This window comes from Zoogloea sp. (genome assembly GCF_023150065.1).
Taxonomy (GTDB): domain Bacteria; phylum Pseudomonadota; class Gammaproteobacteria; order Burkholderiales; family Rhodocyclaceae; genus Zoogloea.
Genome location: NZ_JAKLLN010000007.1, coordinates 1 through 17,366, shown reverse-complemented (window position 1 = coordinate 17,366; position 17,366 = coordinate 1). Strand labels below are relative to the sequence as shown.

Sequence of the window (17,366 nt, the reverse complement as noted above, 5' to 3'; positions counted from 1 at the left end):
CCTTCAGGCCAGGGGGTCGGCTTCGCGGAAGCGTTCGAGGAGCAGGGGGGAGGCTTCCGGTGTCTGGCCGTTGGCGAGCTGGAAGAGGGTGTCCAGATGACCCTCGGAGGCGGGCAGCAGGCGGCGGTAGACCTCCTTGCACAGCAGGCGGGCCTTCTGGCCCGGCCACTCGGCGGGCAGCAGCACGTCGGGCAGCTCCGGGTCACGCAGCAGCAGGCGCCGGTAGTCGTGGATCAGCAGGGTGCGCAGCAGGAAGGCACTTTCCCCGTCGATGTCCTCCTGCACGTCGGCCCGCAGCTGGGCCAGCACCGGCTGGTAGCGGTCGACAAACTCGGCGTACATGTCGGCCAGGCGTTCCAGGTTCCAGGCGCCGTGCACCATGTCCACGTCGTTGGCAGCGTTGCCGAACTGGGCGTCGGCGGCGAGCAGGGGCTTGAGTTTGCCCAGCAGATCCGACAGGCCTTCGGCGATCAGGGCGTCGAAGGCCGCCGACAGGTCGGCGCTGGGGTGCACGAAGCAGTCTCCGCCGATCACCCCGAAACCCTGCCAGAACAGGGCGCGCCGCAGGGCCTCGCGCTCTTTCGGGGCGAGGTCGCCCACGGTGACGATCAGGCGCCAGCGGCGGTCCCACTGGGGGGCGCTGGAGGCGTAGATGTGCCGCGAGGCTTCCTCGAAGCGGCGCTGACCGGAGGGTGTGAGCAGGTAGTCGGTGCGCCGCCCCGAGGGCTCGGTGCGCAGCCATTCCTCCTTGGCGAGACGGAAGACCGAGGTGCGCACCAGGCGCTCGTTGAGCTCCAGGGGCTCGAGCAGGCGGATCAGGCTGCCCAGCCAGATCCGCCCGCCCCGGGGGAGCGCGGCGTCGCCGAACACCGAAATGATGAGCGAGCCGGCCTGCACGCGGCCTTGCTGTCGAAAGTCGTCGAGGCGTTTCTGAACGGGGGAAAGCACTGTAGCCGGCGTGGGGGTGGAGCACGAAAGCGGCGAGTTTAGCGACTCGCCCGCCTTATGGGTAGCGCGCTTCCGGGGCGGCTCAGAAGTTGAGGAGGTGATCCGCATCGGCCACCACCGGCTGCTGCTGGGCAAAAAAGCCTTCCGTATGCACCCGCTCCGGCAGGGCTCCCAGCGCTTTTACCGTGGCCACGCAACTATCCACGAAGGCCGGGCTGCCGGCTGCAAATACGGTGTGCTTCGACAGGTCCGGGAAGAGTCCGGGCAGTACGCTGTCGATGCGGCCGGACAGGCTGTCATCGCGGACTTCACGGGTCAGGGTGATCTTGTAGTCGAAGTTGCGGTGCTTGGTGCGCCACCAGGCCAGCATGCCGCGGCTGTACACATCGGCTTCGCTGCGGGCCGAGAAGATCACGGTGACCGGCTTGCGGAAGCCCCGGCGCAGGGCCGCTTCGGTGAGGGCGAGGATGGGCGCGAGGCCGGTGCCGGCCGCCAGGCACAGCACGGGCGTGTCTACGCCGGGGTCGCCGATGAAGGTGCCGTAGGCGCCGGAGAGTTTCACGCTGTCGCCCACCGCCAGGCTGTCATGGACCCACTGGCTGGTGAGGCCGTCGTCGGCCCGGGCCACCTGCAGCACCAGCTCGCCATCCGGGCGCGGGGCGTTGGAGATGGAGTAGGCCCGGGCGGGGATGTCGGCCCGGGGGTTGCCCAGGGTGACGTACTGGCCCGGCCAGTAGCGGATCGGCTGGCCCACCGGGCGCAGGCGCAGCTCGACCACCCGCTCGGCCACCTGGCGCTTGTCGACGAGCACGAAGAGGGCGTCCTCCCGAGGCGGAAAGAGCTTGGGCTTGGCGTCTTCGGTGCCCCACTCGATGGTCAGCTCGTCGGAGATGGGCTTGGCCATGCACATCAGGCCGTAGCCCTGGCGGCGCTCTTCCTGGGACAGGGCCATGTCCAGGACCATGCCCTGGTCGAACTGGCCCGCCGTGACCTTGACCTTGCATTCACCGCAGGCACCGGCGCGGCAGTTGTTGGGAAGGGCGTAGCCAGCCTTCTCGAGGGCCATCAGGACGGTGTCGCCATAGGCGCAGTCCACCGACTTGCCCGAGGGTTGCATGATGATGCGGGACATTGGGGTTTCCTGTTTTTATGTGGGGTCGAATGGATGCGACCCCACGGTCTGGTGTTATCGGGCCGGTCAGAACACCGGGATGATGTCTTCCATATCCAGATCGCTGACCTCCTGACCGGTGATGCCAACCTCGGGGATGGCAGGGAAGGGGATGTTGTAGCGGTCGAGCACACCCTTCAGGTTGATCATGGCGTTCTTCCAGTTCTGCAGTTTGGCCTCGTAGGTGGGAATGCCGAAGCCTGCGCCGCGGGCCACTTCCTCGGCCTCGCGCTGGTTGTCGATGAAGTCGGCGGGCAGGTCCCAGAACTCCATGGGCGGCTCGAACAGCACGGCGGACAGGAACAGGTAGCCGGCACGGATCTGCTTGGTGACGATGGACTTGGTCTCTTCCTTGAGACCCGGGTAGTCGCGCTCCATCACCGCCATGCAGATGGCCATGTGGCGGCCTTCGTCGCGGCCGATGTTGCGGAAGCCTTCCTTGAACACCGCCTCGCGGGAGTTCTCGTACATCTGCTTGAAGATGGTGGCGGCGGCGATCTCGCCCATCAGGAAGGAGCTGAACAGTACGGCCAGGTCGTACTTGGGCACGGCCTGCTTGTAGCCAGTCCAGTAGCGGCCGCCGTTGAAGTACAGCCAGGCCACGTTCTTCTGCAGGCGTTTGCCGAGCTCGGTCTTGGGCTGATAGGTCAGCGGGTCGGGGTGGCCGAGCAGCCGGGTGATGGCCAGCCCGCACATGATCTCGTGGTTCTGCTCGTCCCGGGTTACCGAGAAGAAGCACTTGCGCACGGGGTCTTCCTCATGCACTTCGTAGGTCTTGATCAGGGCCTCGGCGAAGACCGGCGGCGCGGAGGCGTCAAACACCGACAGCAGGCTCCACCAGTAAGCGATCGATTCCCGCTCTTCCCAGGTGTAGCTGTCCAGGTCCAGGGTGTCCCAGGGCAGCTTCTCCGGATCCCAGTTCTCGCGCAGGGAAGCCTCCCAGACCTCCTGCAGCTTCTTGGTCTTGCTGTTCCACGACAGGGGATAGATGTTGGGTTGCGCGGTTTCCGGCGGAAACTCCATCTTGTCGGCAAAACGTTCCTTGTGACTGGCCATGACTCCTCCTTGGTGTGCTCTGTTTGTAATCGATAGTGACCCAAACCCATGTGGTTTGTGAGGTCAATAATGATACAAAAACAAATTAAACGTCAACAAAAACGTATCGCTTTTGTTTGGAGTGGGAAAACAGCTCAGCCATAAAAAAATTCTTTAAATCCCGCTTATGGGCCTAAAAATATTGTTTAAGTTTCTGTTTTTATTTGTATTTCTTAGTTGTAAACAAGTTCTGAATTGCAGAATTTGATGGTTTTCTACCAGATAAATTCGATACCAAGCATTGACATAGATCATGTGTATTTGTAACGTTTGAGTCAGGAGAACACACCCAACCGGAGACAAGACAATGACTCACCCCCTGTTCGAGAAGCATCGCGCCACCCTGGAGGGCGCCCTGGGCGCCATCGCCACCCGCAGCTACTGGTCGGCCTATCCCGAGATGCCCAGCCCCAAGCTGTATGGCGAAACGGCTCCTGATGACGGCAAGCGTGCTTTCGAAGCCCACCTGGGCAAGCCCTTCGAGCTCGGCCAGCCGGGCCAGAGCGGCTGGCATGGTGGTGAGTCCTCGCCCTACGGCGTGGCCCTGGGGGTGAGCTACCCCGTGTGTGATCCGGAGGCCCTGATCGCCGCCGGTCTGGCCGCCATGCAGGGCTGGCAGGCGGTGGGTGCCGATGGCCGCACCGGCATCTGCGCCGAGATCCTCGACCGCCTCAACAAGCAGAGCTTCGAGCTGGCCCACGCCGTCATGATGACCACCGGGCAGGGCTGGATGATGGCCTTCCAGGCTGGCGCGCCCCACGCCCAGGACCGCGGTCTCGAGGCCGTCGCCTACGCCTGGCGCGAGCAGAGCTTCGTGCCCGCCGACGCGGTATGGGAAAAGCCCCAGGGCAAGAACCCGGCGCTGGTCATGAAGAAGCACTTCCAGATCGTCGGCCGTGGCATTGGCCTGGTGGTGGGCTGTGGCACCTTCCCCACCTGGAACACCTACCCGGGCCTGTTTGCCGCCCTGGCCACCGGCAACGCGGTGATCATCAAGCCCCACAGCAACGCCATCCTGCCGGCCGCCATCACCGTGCGCACCATCCGCGCCGTGCTTGCCGAAAACGGCATCGACCCCAACCTGGTGACGCTGTGCGTGGCCGAAAAGCGCGCCACCACCCAGGCCCTGGCCACCCACCCGGCGGTCAAGTCCGTCGATTTCACCGGCAGCAACGTGTTCGGCCAGTGGCTGATCGACAACAGCCGCCAGGCCCAGGTGTATGCCGAGCTGGCCGGGGTGAACAACATCGTCATCGACTCCACCAACGCCTACAAGGCCATGCTGGGCAATCTGGCCTTCACCCTGTCCCTGTACTCGGGCCAGATGTGCACCACCTCCCAGGCCCTGTTTGTGCCGGCCGGGGGCATCGACACCGAAGACGGCCCCAAGAGCTATGACGAGTTTTGCGCCGACCTGGGCAAGGCCATCGAGCGCTTCCTGTCCAAGCCCGAAGTGGCCCACGCCGTGCTGGGCGCCATCCAGTCCGCCGATACCGCCGAGCGCATCGAGCTGGCCAACAGTGGTGCCCTGGGCAAGGTGGTGCTGGCTTCCACCGCCCTGGAGAACCCCGAATTCCCGGCCGCCAAGGTGCGCACCCCGGTGCTGCTGGCCTGCGACGCCGCAGATGAAAAGGCGTACATGGAGGAGCGTTTCGGCCCCATCAGTTTCATCGTCAAGGTGGCCGACACTGCCGCCGCCATCGCCTTGTCCGAGCGGGTCGTCAGCACCCACGGTGCCCTCACTGCCGGCGTGTATTCCACCCAGCAGAGCGTCATCGACGCCATGACCGAGGCCACCTGGCGCAGCAAGGTGGCCCTGTCCATCAACCTCACCGGTGGTGTTTTCGTCAATCAGTCGGCGGCCTACTCCGACTACCACGGTACCGGCGGCAACCCGGCGGCCAACGCGTCCTATGCCGACTCGGCCTTCGTCGCCAACCGCTTCCGTGTCATTCAGCGCCGCTACCACGTTTGAACCCGCGCATAAATCTACTGCGCCTGCCCATCCCGGCCCTGCGATGCTCGCCGTACATGAGTACGGCTGCGCTTCTCGAACCGGCCTGAACGGGCTCGCTACGATTTCTGCACGAGTTCAGGAGATTTGAATGAAATTCAAGAACATTCTGTTTGAGATCACCGACGGCGTCGCTCGCCTGACCCTCAACCGCCCCGACAAGCTCAACAGCTTCACCGGCGAGATGCACGCCGAGCTGCGTGACGCCCTCGACACCGTCCAGGCCGACACCTCGATCCGCGTGCTGGTGCTCACCGGCGCCGGGCGCGCCTTCTGCGCCGGCCAGGATCTGGCCGACCCGGACATGGCCCGCACCCCCAGCGGCGGCATGCCGGACATCGGCAACGTGGTCGAGAAGAACTACAAGCCCCTGGTGCTGCGCCTGCAGAACCTGCGCGTGCCCACCATCGCCGCGGTCAATGGCATCGCCGCCGGTGCCGGCGCCAGCGTGGCCCTGGCCTGCGATCTGGTGATTGCCAGCCAGTCCGCCTCCTTCCTGCAGGCTTTCAGCAAGATCGGCCTGGTGCCGGATACCGGTGGCACCTGGTTCCTGCCCCAGCGCGTCGGCATGGCCCGTGCCATGGGCCTGGCCTTGCTGGCCGACAAGCTGCCGGCCGCCAAGGCCGCCGAGTGGGGTCTGATCTGGGAAGCCGTGGCCGATGACGCCTTCGCCGCCCGCATCGACGCCCTGGCCAGCCAGCTGGCGGCCATGCCCACCAAGGCCCTGGTGCGGACCCGCCAGGCCATGCACGCCGCCCCGGGCCACACCCTGGAGCAGCAGCTCTCCTTTGAAGGCGGCTTCATGCGCGAGCTGGGCTGGAGCCCGGACTACGCCGAAGGCGTGGCCGCTTTCATGGAAAAGCGCGCGCCGAAGTTCACCGGAGAATGAGCGTGAGCCAGGCGCTTTCCACCCAATCCGTCATCGCCGTGGTCGGCACCGGGGCCATGGGCGCCGGCATCGCCCAGGTGGCGGCGGCCGCCGGCCATCCGGTCAAGCTCCTCGACAACCGCCCGGGCGCTGCCGCCAAGGCGGTCGAGGGCATCCAGGCCCAGTTTGCCAGGCTCGCCGAAAAGGGCCGCATGAGCCCCGACGCCGCCCAGGCCGCCAGTGCCCGCCTGATCGCCGTGGAGCAGCTCGGTGACCTGGCCGACGCCGCCCTGGTGGTCGAGGCCATCGTCGAAAACCTCCAGGCCAAGCAGACCCTCTACAAGAATCTCGAAGCCATCGTCGGTGTCGACTGCGTGTTTGGCACCAACACCTCGTCCATCTCCGTCACCGCCATTGGCGCGGCGCTGCAGCACCCGGAGCGGCTGGCCGGCCTGCATTTCTTCAACCCGGCGCCGCTGATGGCCCTGGTGGAGATCGTTTCCGGCCTCGCCACCGACAAGGCCGTGGCCGACACCCTGTTTGCCACCGCGGCGGCCTGGGGCAAGACCCCGGTGCATGCCAAGTCCACCCCGGGCTTCATCGTCAATCGGGTGGCCCGGCCGTACTACGCCGAAGCCCTGCGCATCGTGGGGGAGGGCGGGGCCGACTGCGCCACCCTCGACGCGGTGATGCGCGAGGCCGGCGGCTTCCGCATGGGGCCCTTCGAGCTGATGGACATGATCGGCCACGACGTGAACTTTGCCGTGACCCGCTCGGTGTGGAGCGCCTTCTACAACGACCCGCGCTTCACCCCGTCGCTGATCCAGCAGGAGCTGGTGGACGCCGGCTTCCACGGCCGCAAGACCGGGCGCGGCTTCTACGACTACCGGGAAGGCGCCGAGCGCCCCGAGCCGAAAAGCGCGGTGGCCCAGAGCGTGCCGGAGAACATCGTGCTCCACGGCGATTCCGCGGTGGCCCAGGCCATCGCCGACCGCCTGTACGAGCGCAATGTGGCCTACACCTGGGGTGAGGCCACCGACGGCCGGGTGGCCGAGGTGGGGGGCGCGGTGGTTTTCATCACCGACGGCCGCACCGCCACCCGCCGCGCGGTGGAGGAGGGCATCGACAACCTGGTGCTCATCGACCTGGCCCTGGACTACGCCAAGGCCACGCGCCTTGCCGTGGGCGCGGCCATCAACTGCTACGCCCCCGCCGTGGGCGCCGCCATCGGCCTGCTGCAGGCGGCCGGCTTTGCCGTGTCGCGCCTGGGCGACATCCCCGGGCTGGCGGTGATGCGCACCGTGGCCATGCTCGCCAACGAGGCCGCCGACGCGGTCAATCAGGGCGTGTGCGATGCAGCGGCAGCCGATTCGGCCATGCGCCTGGGCGTCAATTACCCCCGTGGGCCCCTGGCCTGGGCGGATGCCGCCGGCCTGCCCCTGATCAACCGCGTGCTCGCCAACCTGGCCAGCCACTATGGTGAAGACCGCTACCGGGTCTCGCCGCTGATCCAGCAGCACGTCCTTGCCGGAAAGAACATCCATGTCTGACACCCTGATCCCCACCGAACCCCAGGCCCTGGCCGAAGCCGTCACCGAGGCCATGTGGTCCCGCGACCGGGCGGCCCAGGCCCTCGGCCTGCAGATCGAGGCCGTCGGCCCCGGCCACGCCCGCCTCACCATGAAGGTGCGCGGTGACATGGTCAATGGCCACCACATCTGCCACGGCGGCCTGATCTTCAGCCTCGCCGATACCGCTTTCGCCTACGCCTGCAACAGCTACAACAGGAATACGGTGGCCTCCGCCTGTCACATCGACTTTCTCGCTCCGGGCAAGGAAGGCGACACCCTGTCAGCCGATGCCGTCGAGATGTCCGCGTCGGGCCGGACCGGCGTCTACGACGTCACCATCCGCGACAGCGCCGGCAAGACCATTGCCCTGTTCCGGGGCAAGAGCTACCGGATCTCCGGCGAAGTGATCGCCGGCCTCCAGGCTGAAAAGGCCTGAGCAGCACGCATTCAAGAACAATGGAGAGGAGACACCCATGACCGCCAAATTCCCCCAGCCGGGCGAACTCGATCCCATCGAAACCGCCAGCCGCGACGAGATCTCGGCGCTCCAGCTGGAGCGCCTCAAGTGGTCCGTGCGCCACACCTACGACAACGTCGAGCCCTACCGCAAAAAGTGCCTCGACAAGGGTGTGCATCCGGACGACCTGAAGCAGCTCTCCGACCTGTCGAAGTTCCCCTTCATGACCAAGTCGGATCTGCGCGACAACTATCCGTTTGGCCTGTTTGCCGTGCCCCGCAGCAAGGTGGCCCGCCTGCACGCCTCGTCGGGCACCACCGGCAAGTCGGTGGTGGTGGGCTATACCAAGCGCGACATCGAGAACTGGTCCGACGTGGTGGCTCGCTCCATCCGCGCCGCGGGTGGCCGGCCCGGGGACATGGTGCATGTGGCCTACGGCTACGGCATGTTCACCGGCGGCCTCGGCGCCCACTACGGCGTCGAGCGCCTGGGCTGTACCGCGGTGCCCATGTCCGGCGGCCAGACCGAGAAGCAGGTCCAGCAGATCATGGACTTCAAGCCCGAGATCATCATGGTCACCCCGTCCTACTCCTTGGTGATCGCCGAGGAGTTCGAGCGCCTGGGCATCAAGCCCGACGAGATCTCTCTCAAGGTCGGCATCTTCGGGGCCGAGCCCTGGGGCCAGGGCATGCGTGCCGAGATCGAGCGCAAGCTGGGCATCGACGCCATCGACATCTACGGCCTGACCGAAGTCATGGGCCCCGGCGTGGCCTGCGAGTGCATCGAGACCAAGGACGGCCCGGTGATCTGGGAAGACCACTTCTACCCCGAGATCATCGACCCGGAAACCGGCGAAGTGCTGCCCGACGGCGAGGAGGGTGAGCTGGTGTTCACCTCCCTCACCAAGGAGGCCTTCCCGGTCATCCGCTACCGCACCCGCGACCTGACCCGCCTGCTCAAGCCCACATCCCGCGCCTTCCGGCGCATGGACAAGATCGTCGGCCGCTCCGACGACATGCTCATCGTGCGTGGCGTGAATGTCTTCCCGACCCAGATCGAGGAGCAGATCCTCCGCGAGCCCCGCCTCACCGGCAACTACCAGATCGTGCTGACCCGTGACGGCCACCTGGACAACGTGGAGATCCGCTGTGAGCTGCAGCGCGAGCTGTCCGGCCATGTGGGTCGCGGCACCATCGAGGAAATCAGCCGCAGCGTGGCCCAGCACATCAAGACCATCATCGGCATCAGCACCAAGGTGAACGTGATGGACTTCGACAGCATCCCCCGCACCCAGACCGGCAAGGCCCGCCGCGTTATCGATCAGCGCCCGAAGCAAATCTGAGCGCGGCAAAGGAAAGAACATCATGACTGAAGCCTTTATCTGCGACGCCATCCGCACCCCCATCGGCCGCTACGGCGGCACGCTGGCGAGCGTGCGTCCGGACGACCTGGGCGCCGTGCCCCTCAAGGCCCTGATGGCCCGCAACCCCGGGGTGGATTGGACGGCTGTCGAGGACATCATCTACGGCTGCGCCAACCAGGCCGGCGAGGACAACCGCAACGTGGCGCGCATGTCGGGCCTGCTGGCGGGGCTGCCCATCGAGGTGCCGGGCACCACGGTCAATCGCCTGTGCGGTTCGGGCATGGACGCGGTGGGTCTGGCGGCCCGCTCCATCAAGTCGGGTGAAACCGCCCTGATGATCGCCGGTGGCGTCGAGAGCATGTCCCGCGCGCCCTTCGTGATGGGCAAGGCCGAGAGCGCCTTCTCGCGCCAGGCGGCCATCTACGACACCACCATCGGCTGGCGCTTCGTCAATCCGCTGATGAAGAAGCTCCATGAAGTCCACTCCATGCCGCAGACCGCGGACAACGTGGCCGCCGACTTCGGTATCTCCCGGGCCGACCAGGACGCCTTCGCCCTGCGTTCCCAGCAGCGCTGGGCCGCCGCCCACGAGGCGGGCCGTTTTGCCGACGAGCTGGTGCCGGTGGAGATCCCGCGCAAGAAGGGTGACCCCGTGGTGTTCACCACCGACGAACACCCGCGCCCCGACACCACCCTGGAAATGCTGGCCAAGCTCAAGGGCGTCAATGGCCCGGATCTCACCGTGACCGCCGGCAACGCGTCGGGCGTCAATGACGGCGCCTGTGCGCTGCTGCTGGCTTCCGCGGCCGCGGCATCCCAATACGGCCTCACGCCCCTGGTCCGGGTGGTCGGCATGGCCACCGCCGGGGTGGCGCCGCGCATCATGGGCTTCGGCCCGGCGCCGGCCGTGAAGAAGGTGCTGGCCCAGACCGGCCTCAGCCTGGCGCAGATGGACGTCATCGAGCTCAACGAGGCCTTTGCCGCCCAGGGCCTCGCCGTGCTGCGCGACCTGGGCCTGGCCGACGACGACGCCCGGGTGAACCCCAACGGCGGCGCCATCGCCATGGGCCACCCCCTGGGCATGAGCGGCGCGCGGCTGGTGACCACCGCCGCCTACGAGCTGAAGCGACGCAATGGCCGCTACGCCCTGTGCACCATGTGCATCGGGGTGGGGCAGGGCATTGCCATGATCATCGAGCGTGTTTGAAGCAAAACCATAAAGAGGAGACAAACCCATGAAGACCATCATGAAGAAGTTTGCCGTGGGCGCCGTGCTGGCCCTGGGCAGCCTGGCCGCCATCGCCAATGAGCCGATCAAGATCGGTTCCGTGCTGTCCGTCACCGGCCCGGCCGCCTTCCTCGGCGACCCGGAGCTGAAGACGCTGCAGCTCTACGTGGAAGACATCAACAAGAAGGGCGGCGTGCTGGGCCGTCAGCTGCAGCTGGTGCACTACGACGACGGCAGCGACGCCAACAAGGCCAACGGCTTTGCCAAGCGCCTGCTCGACGATGACAAGGTGGACATCCTGGTCGGCGGCACCACCACCGGCGCCACCATGTCCATGGTGCCCCTGGCCGAAAAGTCCGGCACCCCCTTCATCTCCTTGGCCGGTGCCGTGGTGGTCGTCGAGCCGGTCAAGAAGTTCGTCTTCAAGACCCCCCACACCGACCGCATGGCCGCCGAGAAGGTCTTCGAGGACATGAAGAAGCGTGGCCTGAGCAAGGTGGCCCTGCTGTCCGAGACCTCCGGTTTCGGCCAGTCCGGCAAGAAGGAAACCGAAGCGGTGGCCGGCAAGTACGGTGTGACCCTGGTGGCCAACGAGACCTACGGGCCCAAGGACACCGACATGAGCCCGCAGCTCACCAAGATCAAGAACACCGCCGGCGTGCAGGCCGTGTTCGTGTTCGGTCTGGGCCAGGGCCCGGCCATCGTCACCAAGAACTACAAGCAGCTCGGCATCACGCTGCCCCTGTACCAGTCCCACGGTGTGGCCTCGGATGAGTTCCTGAAGCTCGCCGGCCCGGCCGCCGAAGGCGTGCGCCTGCCGTCCCCGGCCCAGCTGATCCCCGAGAAGCTGCCCGCCAACGATCCGCAGAAGCCCGTCGTGACCGCCTACGACAAGGCCTACAAGGAGCGCTACAAGCAGGACGTGTCCACCTTCGGCGGCTACGCCTACGACGGCCTGATGATCGCCGTGGATGCCATCAAGCGCGCCGGCGGCACCGACAAGGCCAAGGTCCGCGACGCCATTGAAGCCACCAAGGGCTTCGTGGGGACCAGCGGCAAGTTCAACATGTCCGCCACCGACCACATGGGCCTCGATCTGTCCTCCTTCCGCATGCTGGAAGTGAAGAACGGCGACTGGACCATCAGCCAGTAATCCCCACAAGACGAGAAGGCGTCCACCGCGAGGCGGACGCCCGGAGAACAGCATGAGCAAGCTGGTAATCACCGAAGTCCATGGCAAGGTCGGGCTGATCCGCATCAACCGGCCCGAGGCCCTCAACGCCCTCAACAACGAGGTGGTGGATGGCATCGGTGCGGCCATCGACGGCTTCGAGGCCGACGAGAACATCGGCTGCATCGTCATCACCGGCAACGAGAAGGCCTTCGCCGCGGGAGCCGACATCGGCTTCATGAAGGACTTCGACTACATGCACGCCTACAAGACCGACTTCATCACCCGCAACTGGGAGCGCATCAAGACCACCCGCAAGCCGGTGATCGCCGCGGTGGCCGGTTTTGCGCTGGGGGGCGGCTGCGAGATGGCGATGATGTGCGACATGATCTTTGCCGCCGACACGGCGAAGTTCGGCCAGCCGGAGATCCGCCTGGGCACCATGCCGGGGGCCGGCGGCACCCAGCGCCTGCCCCGCGCCGTGGGCAAGGCCAAGGCCATGGACCTGTGCCTCACGGCCCGCATGATGGACGCCCTGGAGGCCGAGAAGGCCGGGCTGGTGGCCCGGGTCATCCCCGCCGAGCAGCTGCTGGACGAGACCCTCAAGGCCGCGGCCAGCATCGCCGGCTTCTCCCTGCCGGTGGTCATGATGATCAAGGAGTCGGTCAATCGTGCCTTCGAGAGCAGCCTCAACGAGGGGCTGCTGTTCGAGCGCCGGGTCTTCCATTCGGCCTTCGCCCTCGAAGACCAGAAGGAAGGCATGGCCGCCTTCGTCGAAAAGCGCAAGCCGGCTTTCCGGAACTGCTGAGGTCGCCATGGCAAACGCCTACGAAACCCTTGCCGTCGAACGTTCAGGCCGCATCGCCACGATCTGGATGAACCGCCCTGAGGTCTTCAATGCCTTCAACGAGCAGCTCATCACCGACCTCCACCAGGCCTGTGTCGAGCTGGATGGCGATGCCTCCGTGCGGGTGGTGGTGCTGGCCGGGCGCGGCAAGCACTTCTCCGCCGGGGCCGACCTCAACTGGATGAAGCGCGCCTCCACCTACGGCGAGGACGAGAACCTGGCGGATGCCCGGCGCTTCGCCGGCATGCTGCGGGCCCTGTCCGACATGAGCAAGCCCACCATCGCCCGCGTCCAGGGCGCGGCGCTGGGGGGCGGCACCGGTCTGGCCGCCGCCTGCGACATGGCCGTCGCCACCGATGACGCCAGCTTTTCCACCTCCGAGGTCAAGTTCGGGATCATCCCGGCGGTGATCAGCCCCTTCGTGCTGCGCGCCATTGGGCCGCGCCATGCCCTGCGCCTGTTCCAGAGCGCCGAGCGGGTGGATGCCGCACGGGCGCTGGCCATGGGCCTGGTGGGCGAGGTGGTGTCGGCGGAGCAGCTCGACGCCGCCGTCGCCCGTCTGGCCGAAACCCTGGTCGCCGGTGCCCCCGACGCCCAGAAGGCCGCCAAGGACCTGATCAGCGCCGTCAATGGCCGGCCCATCGACGATACGGTGAGCGAGGAGACGGCCCGCCGCATCGCCCGCCGCCGGGCCACCGCCGAAGCCCGCGACGGCATCGCCGCCTTCCTCGAAAAGCGTCCCCCTGCCTGGCTGCAATAAGCGGCCTGCGCACCTGTCCAACCTATAAAGGAGAGACACCAGATGTATACCCAATCCTTCAGCGTGCCGGACAACGCCGGCCAGAAGTCGGCCCGGACTCCGTCCACCGAGAACCCCGAGCTGATGGCCGCCTTCGATGCCCGCATCGACGCCGACGGCCGCATCGAACCCCAGGACTGGATGCCCGAGGCCTACCGCAAGACCCTGGTGCGCCAGATCAGCCAGCACGCCCACAGCGAGATCGTCGGCATGCTGCCCGAGGGCAACTGGATCTCCCGCGCGCCGAGTCTGAAGCGCAAGGCCATCCTGATCGCCAAGGTGCAGGACGAGGGCGGCCACGGCCTCTACCTGTATTCCGCTGCCGAGACCCTGGGCACCAGCCGTGACCAGATGCTCGAAGGCCTGCACTCCGGCAAGGCCAAGTACAGCTCGATCTTCAACTACCCGACCCTCAACTGGGCCGACGTGGGCGTGATCGGCTGGCTGGTGGACGGCGCCGCGATCATGAACCAGATCCCCCTGTGCCGCTGCTCCTACGGCCCCTACGCCCGCGCCATGGTGCGGGTGTGCAAGGAAGAGTCCTTCCACCAGCGCCAGGGCTACGAGGCCCTGCTGGTGATGATGCAGGGCACCGAGGCCCAGCGCGCCATGGTGCAGGACGCGGTGAACCGCCTGTGGTGGAAGTGCCTGGCCATGTTCGGGCCGCCCGACGCCGACAGCCCCAACAGCGCCCAGGGCATGCGCTGGGGCATCAAGCGCATCAGCAACGACGACCTGCGCCAGAAGTTCATCGACGCCACCGTGCCCCAGGCCAAGGTGCTCGGCGTGACCCTGCCGGACCCGGACCTCAAGTGGAACGAAGCGCGCCAGCACCACGACTACGGCCAGATCGACTGGCAGGAGTTCTGGGACACGGTCGAAGGCAACGGCCCCTGCAACAAGGAGCGCCTGTCCACCCGGGTCAAGGCCCACAACGAAGGCCAGTGGGTGCGCGACGCCGCCCTGGCCCACGCCCGCAAACAACAACAACGCGCACACAAGGAGGCAGCATGAACACCCCCGCACTCAAGGAATGGCCCCTCTGGGAAATCTTCGTCCGCAGCAAGCAAGGCCTCGAGCACAAGCATTGCGGCAGCCTGCACGCCGCCGACGCAGCCCAGGCCCTGCACATGGCCCGCGACGTCTACACCCGCCGCCAGGAAGGCGTGAGCATCTGGGTGCTGCCGTCCGCCGCCATCACCGCCAGCAATCCGGATGACAAGGGCGAGCTGTTCGACCCCGCCGCCGACAAGATCTACCGTCACCCGACCTTCTACGAAATCCCGGAAGAAGTGGGGCACATGTGATGAGCGCGCCTGTCGAGTACATCCTGCACCTGGCCGACAACGCCGTGGTGCTGGGCCAGCGCAACGCCGAATGGTGCGGCCACGGCCCCATCCTCGAGGAAGACATCGCCATGGGCAACGTCAGCCTCGACTACATCGGCCAGGCCCGGCTGCTCTATCAGCTGGCCGCTGCCCGCCTGGGCGGCGACGCCACCGAAGACAAGCTGGCCTACTTCCGCGACGACACCCAGTTCCGCAACTACACCCTGCTGGAGCTGCCCCACAACGGCCCGCTGGTGGGCTACGCCGTGTCCAATCGCGACTACGCCACCACCATCACCCGCAACTTCCTTTACGGGGCGCTGATGGTGCTGGTGTGGGAGGCCCTGGAAACGTCGCCGGACGCCGACCTGGCCGCCATCGCAGCCAAGTCCCTCAAGGAGGCCCGCTACCACCTGCACCACGCCGCCGACTGGCTGGTGCGCTTTGGTGACGGCACCGACGAGTCCCATCAGCGTGCCCAGGCCGCCGTGGATCACCTCTTTGTCTATACCGAGGAGTTCTGGACGCCCAGCGCCGCCGAAGAGGCCGCCGTGGCCTCCGGCGCGGGGGTGGATGTGCGCAGCCTGCGCGCCGCCTGGGATGCCATCGTCAATGACACCCTGACCGAAGCCACCCTGGTGCGCCCGGAAGTGCGGGGCTACATCACCGAGGGCAAGCAGGGCCGGCATTCCGAGCACCTCAGCTACCTGCTCGGCGAGATGCAGGGCCTGGCCCGCGCCCATCCGGGCGCCACCTGGTAAGCCGGCCATGAGCAGCGTTGTGGCGCAGGTCTGGGCGACCCTCGAACCCCTCACCGATCCCGAGATCCCGGTGGTGACCCTGCGCGAGCTGGGCATCCTCCGGGACGTGACCGAGACCGCGGAGGGGGTCGAGGTGGTCATCACCCCCACCTACACCGGCTGCCCGGCGATGGGGCAGATCGAGGACGACGTGAAGGCCTGCCTTACGCAGGCCGGCATTGCCGCGCGGGTCGTGACCCGCCTGGCCCCGGCCTGGACCACCGACTGGATGAGCGACGAGGCCAAGGAGAAGCTGCGCGCCTACGGCATTGCGCCGCCGCACACCACCCGGCCGGCCGTCAGCGTCGTGAAGTTCATGCGCCATCGTCCCGCGCCGGAAGCGGTGGCCTGCCCGCGCTGCGGCTCCACCCACACCGCTGTCTCGTCCCAATTCGGGTCCACGGCCTGCAAGGCACTCTACAAGTGCCTCGACTGCCAGGAACCCTTTGACTATTTCAAACCCTATTAAAGGGTCGGAGACTCCGAAATGTCAGCACTCCGTTTTCAAGAACTTGCCGTCAAGCGGGTCAGCCCCGAGGCGGCCGGCGCGGTGGCCATCACCTTCGCCATTCCCGACGCCGACAAGGATCGCTTCGCCTTCGAGCCGGGCCAGTTCCTGACCCTGCGCGCCACCATCAATGGTCAGGACGTGCGCCGCAGCTATTCCATCAGCAGCCCGCGCAGCCGCCTGGCCAAGGTGGGCGAGCTGGAGGTGGGCATCCGCCCCGTCGAGGGCGGCGTGTTTTCCAACTGGGCGGCCCAGTCGGTCAAGGCCGGCGACACCATCCAGGTCATGCCGCCGGACGGGCGCTTCACGGTCAAAAAGCAGCGCGCCATCCACCGCGTCGGCTTTGCCGCCGGCTCGGGCATCACCCCCATCCTGTCGATCGCCGCCACCACCCTGGAAGAGCAGCCGGGCAGCAAGTTCACCCTGGTGTACGGCAACCGTCGCATGTCTTCGGTGATGTTCAATGAAGCCCTGCAGGATCTGAAGGACCGCTACCGCGACCGCCTTACGCTCATCCACATCCTGTCCCGTCAGGCCCAGGAAGTCGACCTGCTGCAGGGGCGCATCGACGGCGACAAGGTCCGCGAGATCATCCGGGCCCTGCTGCCCGTGGGGTCCATGGATGAAGTCTTCATCTGCGGCCCGGACGAGATGATCACGGCCACCGAAACCGCCCTGATGGAAGCCGGCGTGCCCGCCGATCGTGTGCGCACCGAGCGCTTCACCGCTGGTCTGCCGGCCGGTGCCAAGCCGGTGGGCGCTGCCACCGCGGCTGCCAGCGTCGCCGCTGCAGCCAAGGACATCGCGCTGACCGTGGTGCTGGACGGCAAGGAGCACGAAATCGCCATCGGTGCCGACGAGCACGTGCTGGACGCGGCCCTCAACGCCGGCCTGGATCTGCCCTTCTCTTGCAAGGCCGGGGTGTGCTGCACCTGCCGCGCCAAGGTGCTGGACGGCACGGTGGTGATGGACAAGAACTTCACCCTCGAAGGGGCCGAGGTGGATCAGGGCTTCGTGCTCAGCTGCCAGGCCCGGGCCACCAGCAAGCGCCTGCTGGTGAGTTTCGACGAACGCTGACGGAGGGAGTGCGTGGGGTCGAATTTATTGGCTATGTTCGCGCTAGGTATGTAAACACGGTCTCTGGCAGGCCCACCGAGCTTTAAACGTTTTGCCTGTCGTTGGGAAAGCGCTTTTCTGG

Annotated in this window: 17 protein-coding genes; 14 read left to right on the top strand and 3 right to left on the bottom strand. The window is 66.5% G+C overall.

Annotation, left to right across the window (positions count from 1 at the left end):
• Positions 1–3: 3 nt before the first annotated feature.
• The 3 genes from paaX to L6Q67_RS10255 form a co-directional block, all read right to left on the bottom strand.
• A complete protein-coding gene (paaX, locus tag L6Q67_RS10265; RefSeq protein WP_296568760.1) occupies positions 4–948 on the bottom strand; it encodes a phenylacetic acid degradation operon negative regulatory protein PaaX in 945 nt (314 codons plus the stop codon).
• A gap of 82 nt (positions 949–1,030) precedes the next feature.
• Complete coding sequence (locus L6Q67_RS10260) at positions 1,031–2,080, bottom strand: 2Fe-2S iron-sulfur cluster-binding protein (protein ID WP_296568757.1); 1,050 nt, start codon at positions 2,078–2,080, stop codon at positions 1,031–1,033.
• Between the two features lie 66 nt (positions 2,081–2,146).
• Positions 2,147–3,175 carry a hypothetical protein gene (locus L6Q67_RS10255; RefSeq protein WP_296568755.1) on the bottom strand — a complete coding sequence of 343 codons (1,029 nt, stop codon included), beginning with the start codon at positions 3,173–3,175 and terminating at the stop codon, positions 2,147–2,149.
• A gap of 346 nt (positions 3,176–3,521) precedes the next feature.
• Between L6Q67_RS10255 and paaN the strand changes: the two genes are divergently transcribed.
• From paaN to paaE, 14 genes are all read left to right on the top strand, one after another.
• A complete protein-coding gene (paaN, locus tag L6Q67_RS10250) occupies positions 3,522–5,189 on the top strand; it encodes a phenylacetic acid degradation protein PaaN (RefSeq protein WP_296568752.1) in 1,668 nt (555 codons plus the stop codon).
• Between the two features lie 130 nt (positions 5,190–5,319).
• A complete protein-coding gene (gene paaG, locus L6Q67_RS10245) occupies positions 5,320–6,117 on the top strand; it encodes a 2-(1,2-epoxy-1,2-dihydrophenyl)acetyl-CoA isomerase PaaG (RefSeq protein ID WP_296568749.1) in 798 nt (265 codons plus the stop codon).
• A 56-nt stretch (positions 6,118–6,173) separates the two neighbouring features.
• Entirely contained in the window at positions 6,174–7,646 is a 1,473-nt protein-coding gene (locus tag L6Q67_RS10240) for a 3-hydroxyacyl-CoA dehydrogenase (RefSeq protein ID WP_296569233.1), read from the top strand.
• Positions 7,639–8,103 carry a hydroxyphenylacetyl-CoA thioesterase PaaI gene (gene paaI, locus L6Q67_RS10235; protein WP_296568745.1) on the top strand — a complete coding sequence of 155 codons (465 nt, stop codon included), beginning with the start codon at positions 7,639–7,641 and terminating at the stop codon, positions 8,101–8,103. The genes L6Q67_RS10240 and paaI overlap by 8 nt, the downstream gene beginning before the upstream one ends.
• A 37-nt stretch (positions 8,104–8,140) precedes the next feature.
• The gene (paaK, locus tag L6Q67_RS10230; RefSeq protein WP_296568742.1) at positions 8,141–9,466 is read left to right on the top strand and encodes a phenylacetate--CoA ligase PaaK; all 1,326 of its coding nucleotides are present in this window, start codon (positions 8,141–8,143) and stop codon (positions 9,464–9,466) included.
• A gap of 22 nt (positions 9,467–9,488) precedes the next feature.
• Positions 9,489–10,694 (top strand): 3-oxoadipyl-CoA thiolase, encoded by a 1,206-nt coding sequence (gene pcaF / locus L6Q67_RS10225; protein WP_296568739.1) that lies wholly within the window; start codon positions 9,489–9,491, stop codon positions 10,692–10,694.
• A gap of 28 nt (positions 10,695–10,722) precedes the next feature.
• The gene (locus tag L6Q67_RS10220; protein ID WP_296568737.1) at positions 10,723–11,868 is read left to right on the top strand and encodes an ABC transporter substrate-binding protein; all 1,146 of its coding nucleotides are present in this window, start codon (positions 10,723–10,725) and stop codon (positions 11,866–11,868) included.
• Between the two features lie 52 nt (positions 11,869–11,920).
• On the top strand, positions 11,921–12,694 hold the full coding sequence (locus L6Q67_RS10215; protein WP_296568734.1) for an enoyl-CoA hydratase: 774 nt from the start codon (positions 11,921–11,923) through the stop codon (positions 12,692–12,694).
• A gap of 7 nt (positions 12,695–12,701) precedes the next feature.
• Positions 12,702–13,493 (top strand): enoyl-CoA hydratase/isomerase family protein, encoded by a 792-nt coding sequence (locus L6Q67_RS10210; RefSeq protein WP_296568731.1) that lies wholly within the window; start codon positions 12,702–12,704, stop codon positions 13,491–13,493.
• Positions 13,494–13,535: 42 nt separating this feature from the next.
• Positions 13,536–14,546 carry a 1,2-phenylacetyl-CoA epoxidase subunit PaaA gene (gene paaA, locus L6Q67_RS10205; protein WP_296568728.1) on the top strand — a complete coding sequence of 337 codons (1,011 nt, stop codon included), beginning with the start codon at positions 13,536–13,538 and terminating at the stop codon, positions 14,544–14,546.
• On the top strand, positions 14,543–14,839 hold the full coding sequence (gene paaB / locus L6Q67_RS10200) for a 1,2-phenylacetyl-CoA epoxidase subunit PaaB (protein WP_296568727.1): 297 nt from the start codon (positions 14,543–14,545) through the stop codon (positions 14,837–14,839). The genes paaA and paaB overlap by 4 nt, the downstream gene beginning before the upstream one ends.
• Positions 14,839–15,621 (top strand): 1,2-phenylacetyl-CoA epoxidase subunit PaaC, encoded by a 783-nt coding sequence (gene paaC, locus L6Q67_RS10195; RefSeq protein WP_296568724.1) that lies wholly within the window; start codon positions 14,839–14,841, stop codon positions 15,619–15,621. Before paaB ends, paaC begins: the two co-directional genes overlap by 1 nt.
• Positions 15,622–15,628: 7 nt before the next feature.
• On the top strand, positions 15,629–16,129 hold the full coding sequence (gene paaD, locus L6Q67_RS10190) for a 1,2-phenylacetyl-CoA epoxidase subunit PaaD (protein WP_296568714.1): 501 nt from the start codon (positions 15,629–15,631) through the stop codon (positions 16,127–16,129).
• Positions 16,130–16,147: 18 nt separating this feature from the next.
• On the top strand, positions 16,148–17,245 hold the full coding sequence (paaE, locus tag L6Q67_RS10185) for a 1,2-phenylacetyl-CoA epoxidase subunit PaaE (RefSeq protein WP_296568711.1): 1,098 nt from the start codon (positions 16,148–16,150) through the stop codon (positions 17,243–17,245).
• Positions 17,246–17,366 lie beyond the last annotated feature (121 nt).

Bases quoted from the DNA above. Each gene is read 5' to 3' on its own strand.
- L6Q67_RS10255 (WP_296568755.1), bottom strand. From the start codon at position 3,175: ATGGCCAGTCACAAGGAACGTTTTGCCGACAAGATGGAGTTTCCGCCG.
- paaB (WP_296568727.1), top strand. From the start codon at position 14,543: ATGAACACCCCCGCACTCAAGGAATGGCCCCTCTGGGAAATCTTCGTC.
- paaN (WP_296568752.1), top strand. From the start codon at position 3,522: ATGACTCACCCCCTGTTCGAGAAGCATCGCGCCACCCTGGAGGGCGCC.
- L6Q67_RS10210 (WP_296568731.1), top strand. From the start codon at position 12,702: ATGGCAAACGCCTACGAAACCCTTGCCGTCGAACGTTCAGGCCGCATC.
- paaI (WP_296568745.1), top strand. From the start codon at position 7,639: ATGTCTGACACCCTGATCCCCACCGAACCCCAGGCCCTGGCCGAAGCC.
- L6Q67_RS10260 (WP_296568757.1), bottom strand. From the start codon at position 2,080: ATGTCCCGCATCATCATGCAACCCTCGGGCAAGTCGGTGGACTGCGCC.
- L6Q67_RS10220 (WP_296568737.1), top strand. From the start codon at position 10,723: ATGAAGACCATCATGAAGAAGTTTGCCGTGGGCGCCGTGCTGGCCCTG.
- L6Q67_RS10240 (WP_296569233.1), top strand. From the start codon at position 6,174: ATGGGCGCCGGCATCGCCCAGGTGGCGGCGGCCGCCGGCCATCCGGTC.
- pcaF (WP_296568739.1), top strand. From the start codon at position 9,489: ATGACTGAAGCCTTTATCTGCGACGCCATCCGCACCCCCATCGGCCGC.
- paaE (WP_296568711.1), top strand. From the start codon at position 16,148: ATGTCAGCACTCCGTTTTCAAGAACTTGCCGTCAAGCGGGTCAGCCCC.
- paaC (WP_296568724.1), top strand. From the start codon at position 14,839: ATGAGCGCGCCTGTCGAGTACATCCTGCACCTGGCCGACAACGCCGTG.
- paaK (WP_296568742.1), top strand. From the start codon at position 8,141: ATGACCGCCAAATTCCCCCAGCCGGGCGAACTCGATCCCATCGAAACC.
- paaA (WP_296568728.1), top strand. From the start codon at position 13,536: ATGTATACCCAATCCTTCAGCGTGCCGGACAACGCCGGCCAGAAGTCG.
- paaG (WP_296568749.1), top strand. From the start codon at position 5,320: ATGAAATTCAAGAACATTCTGTTTGAGATCACCGACGGCGTCGCTCGC.
- paaD (WP_296568714.1), top strand. From the start codon at position 15,629: ATGAGCAGCGTTGTGGCGCAGGTCTGGGCGACCCTCGAACCCCTCACC.
- L6Q67_RS10215 (WP_296568734.1), top strand. From the start codon at position 11,921: ATGAGCAAGCTGGTAATCACCGAAGTCCATGGCAAGGTCGGGCTGATC.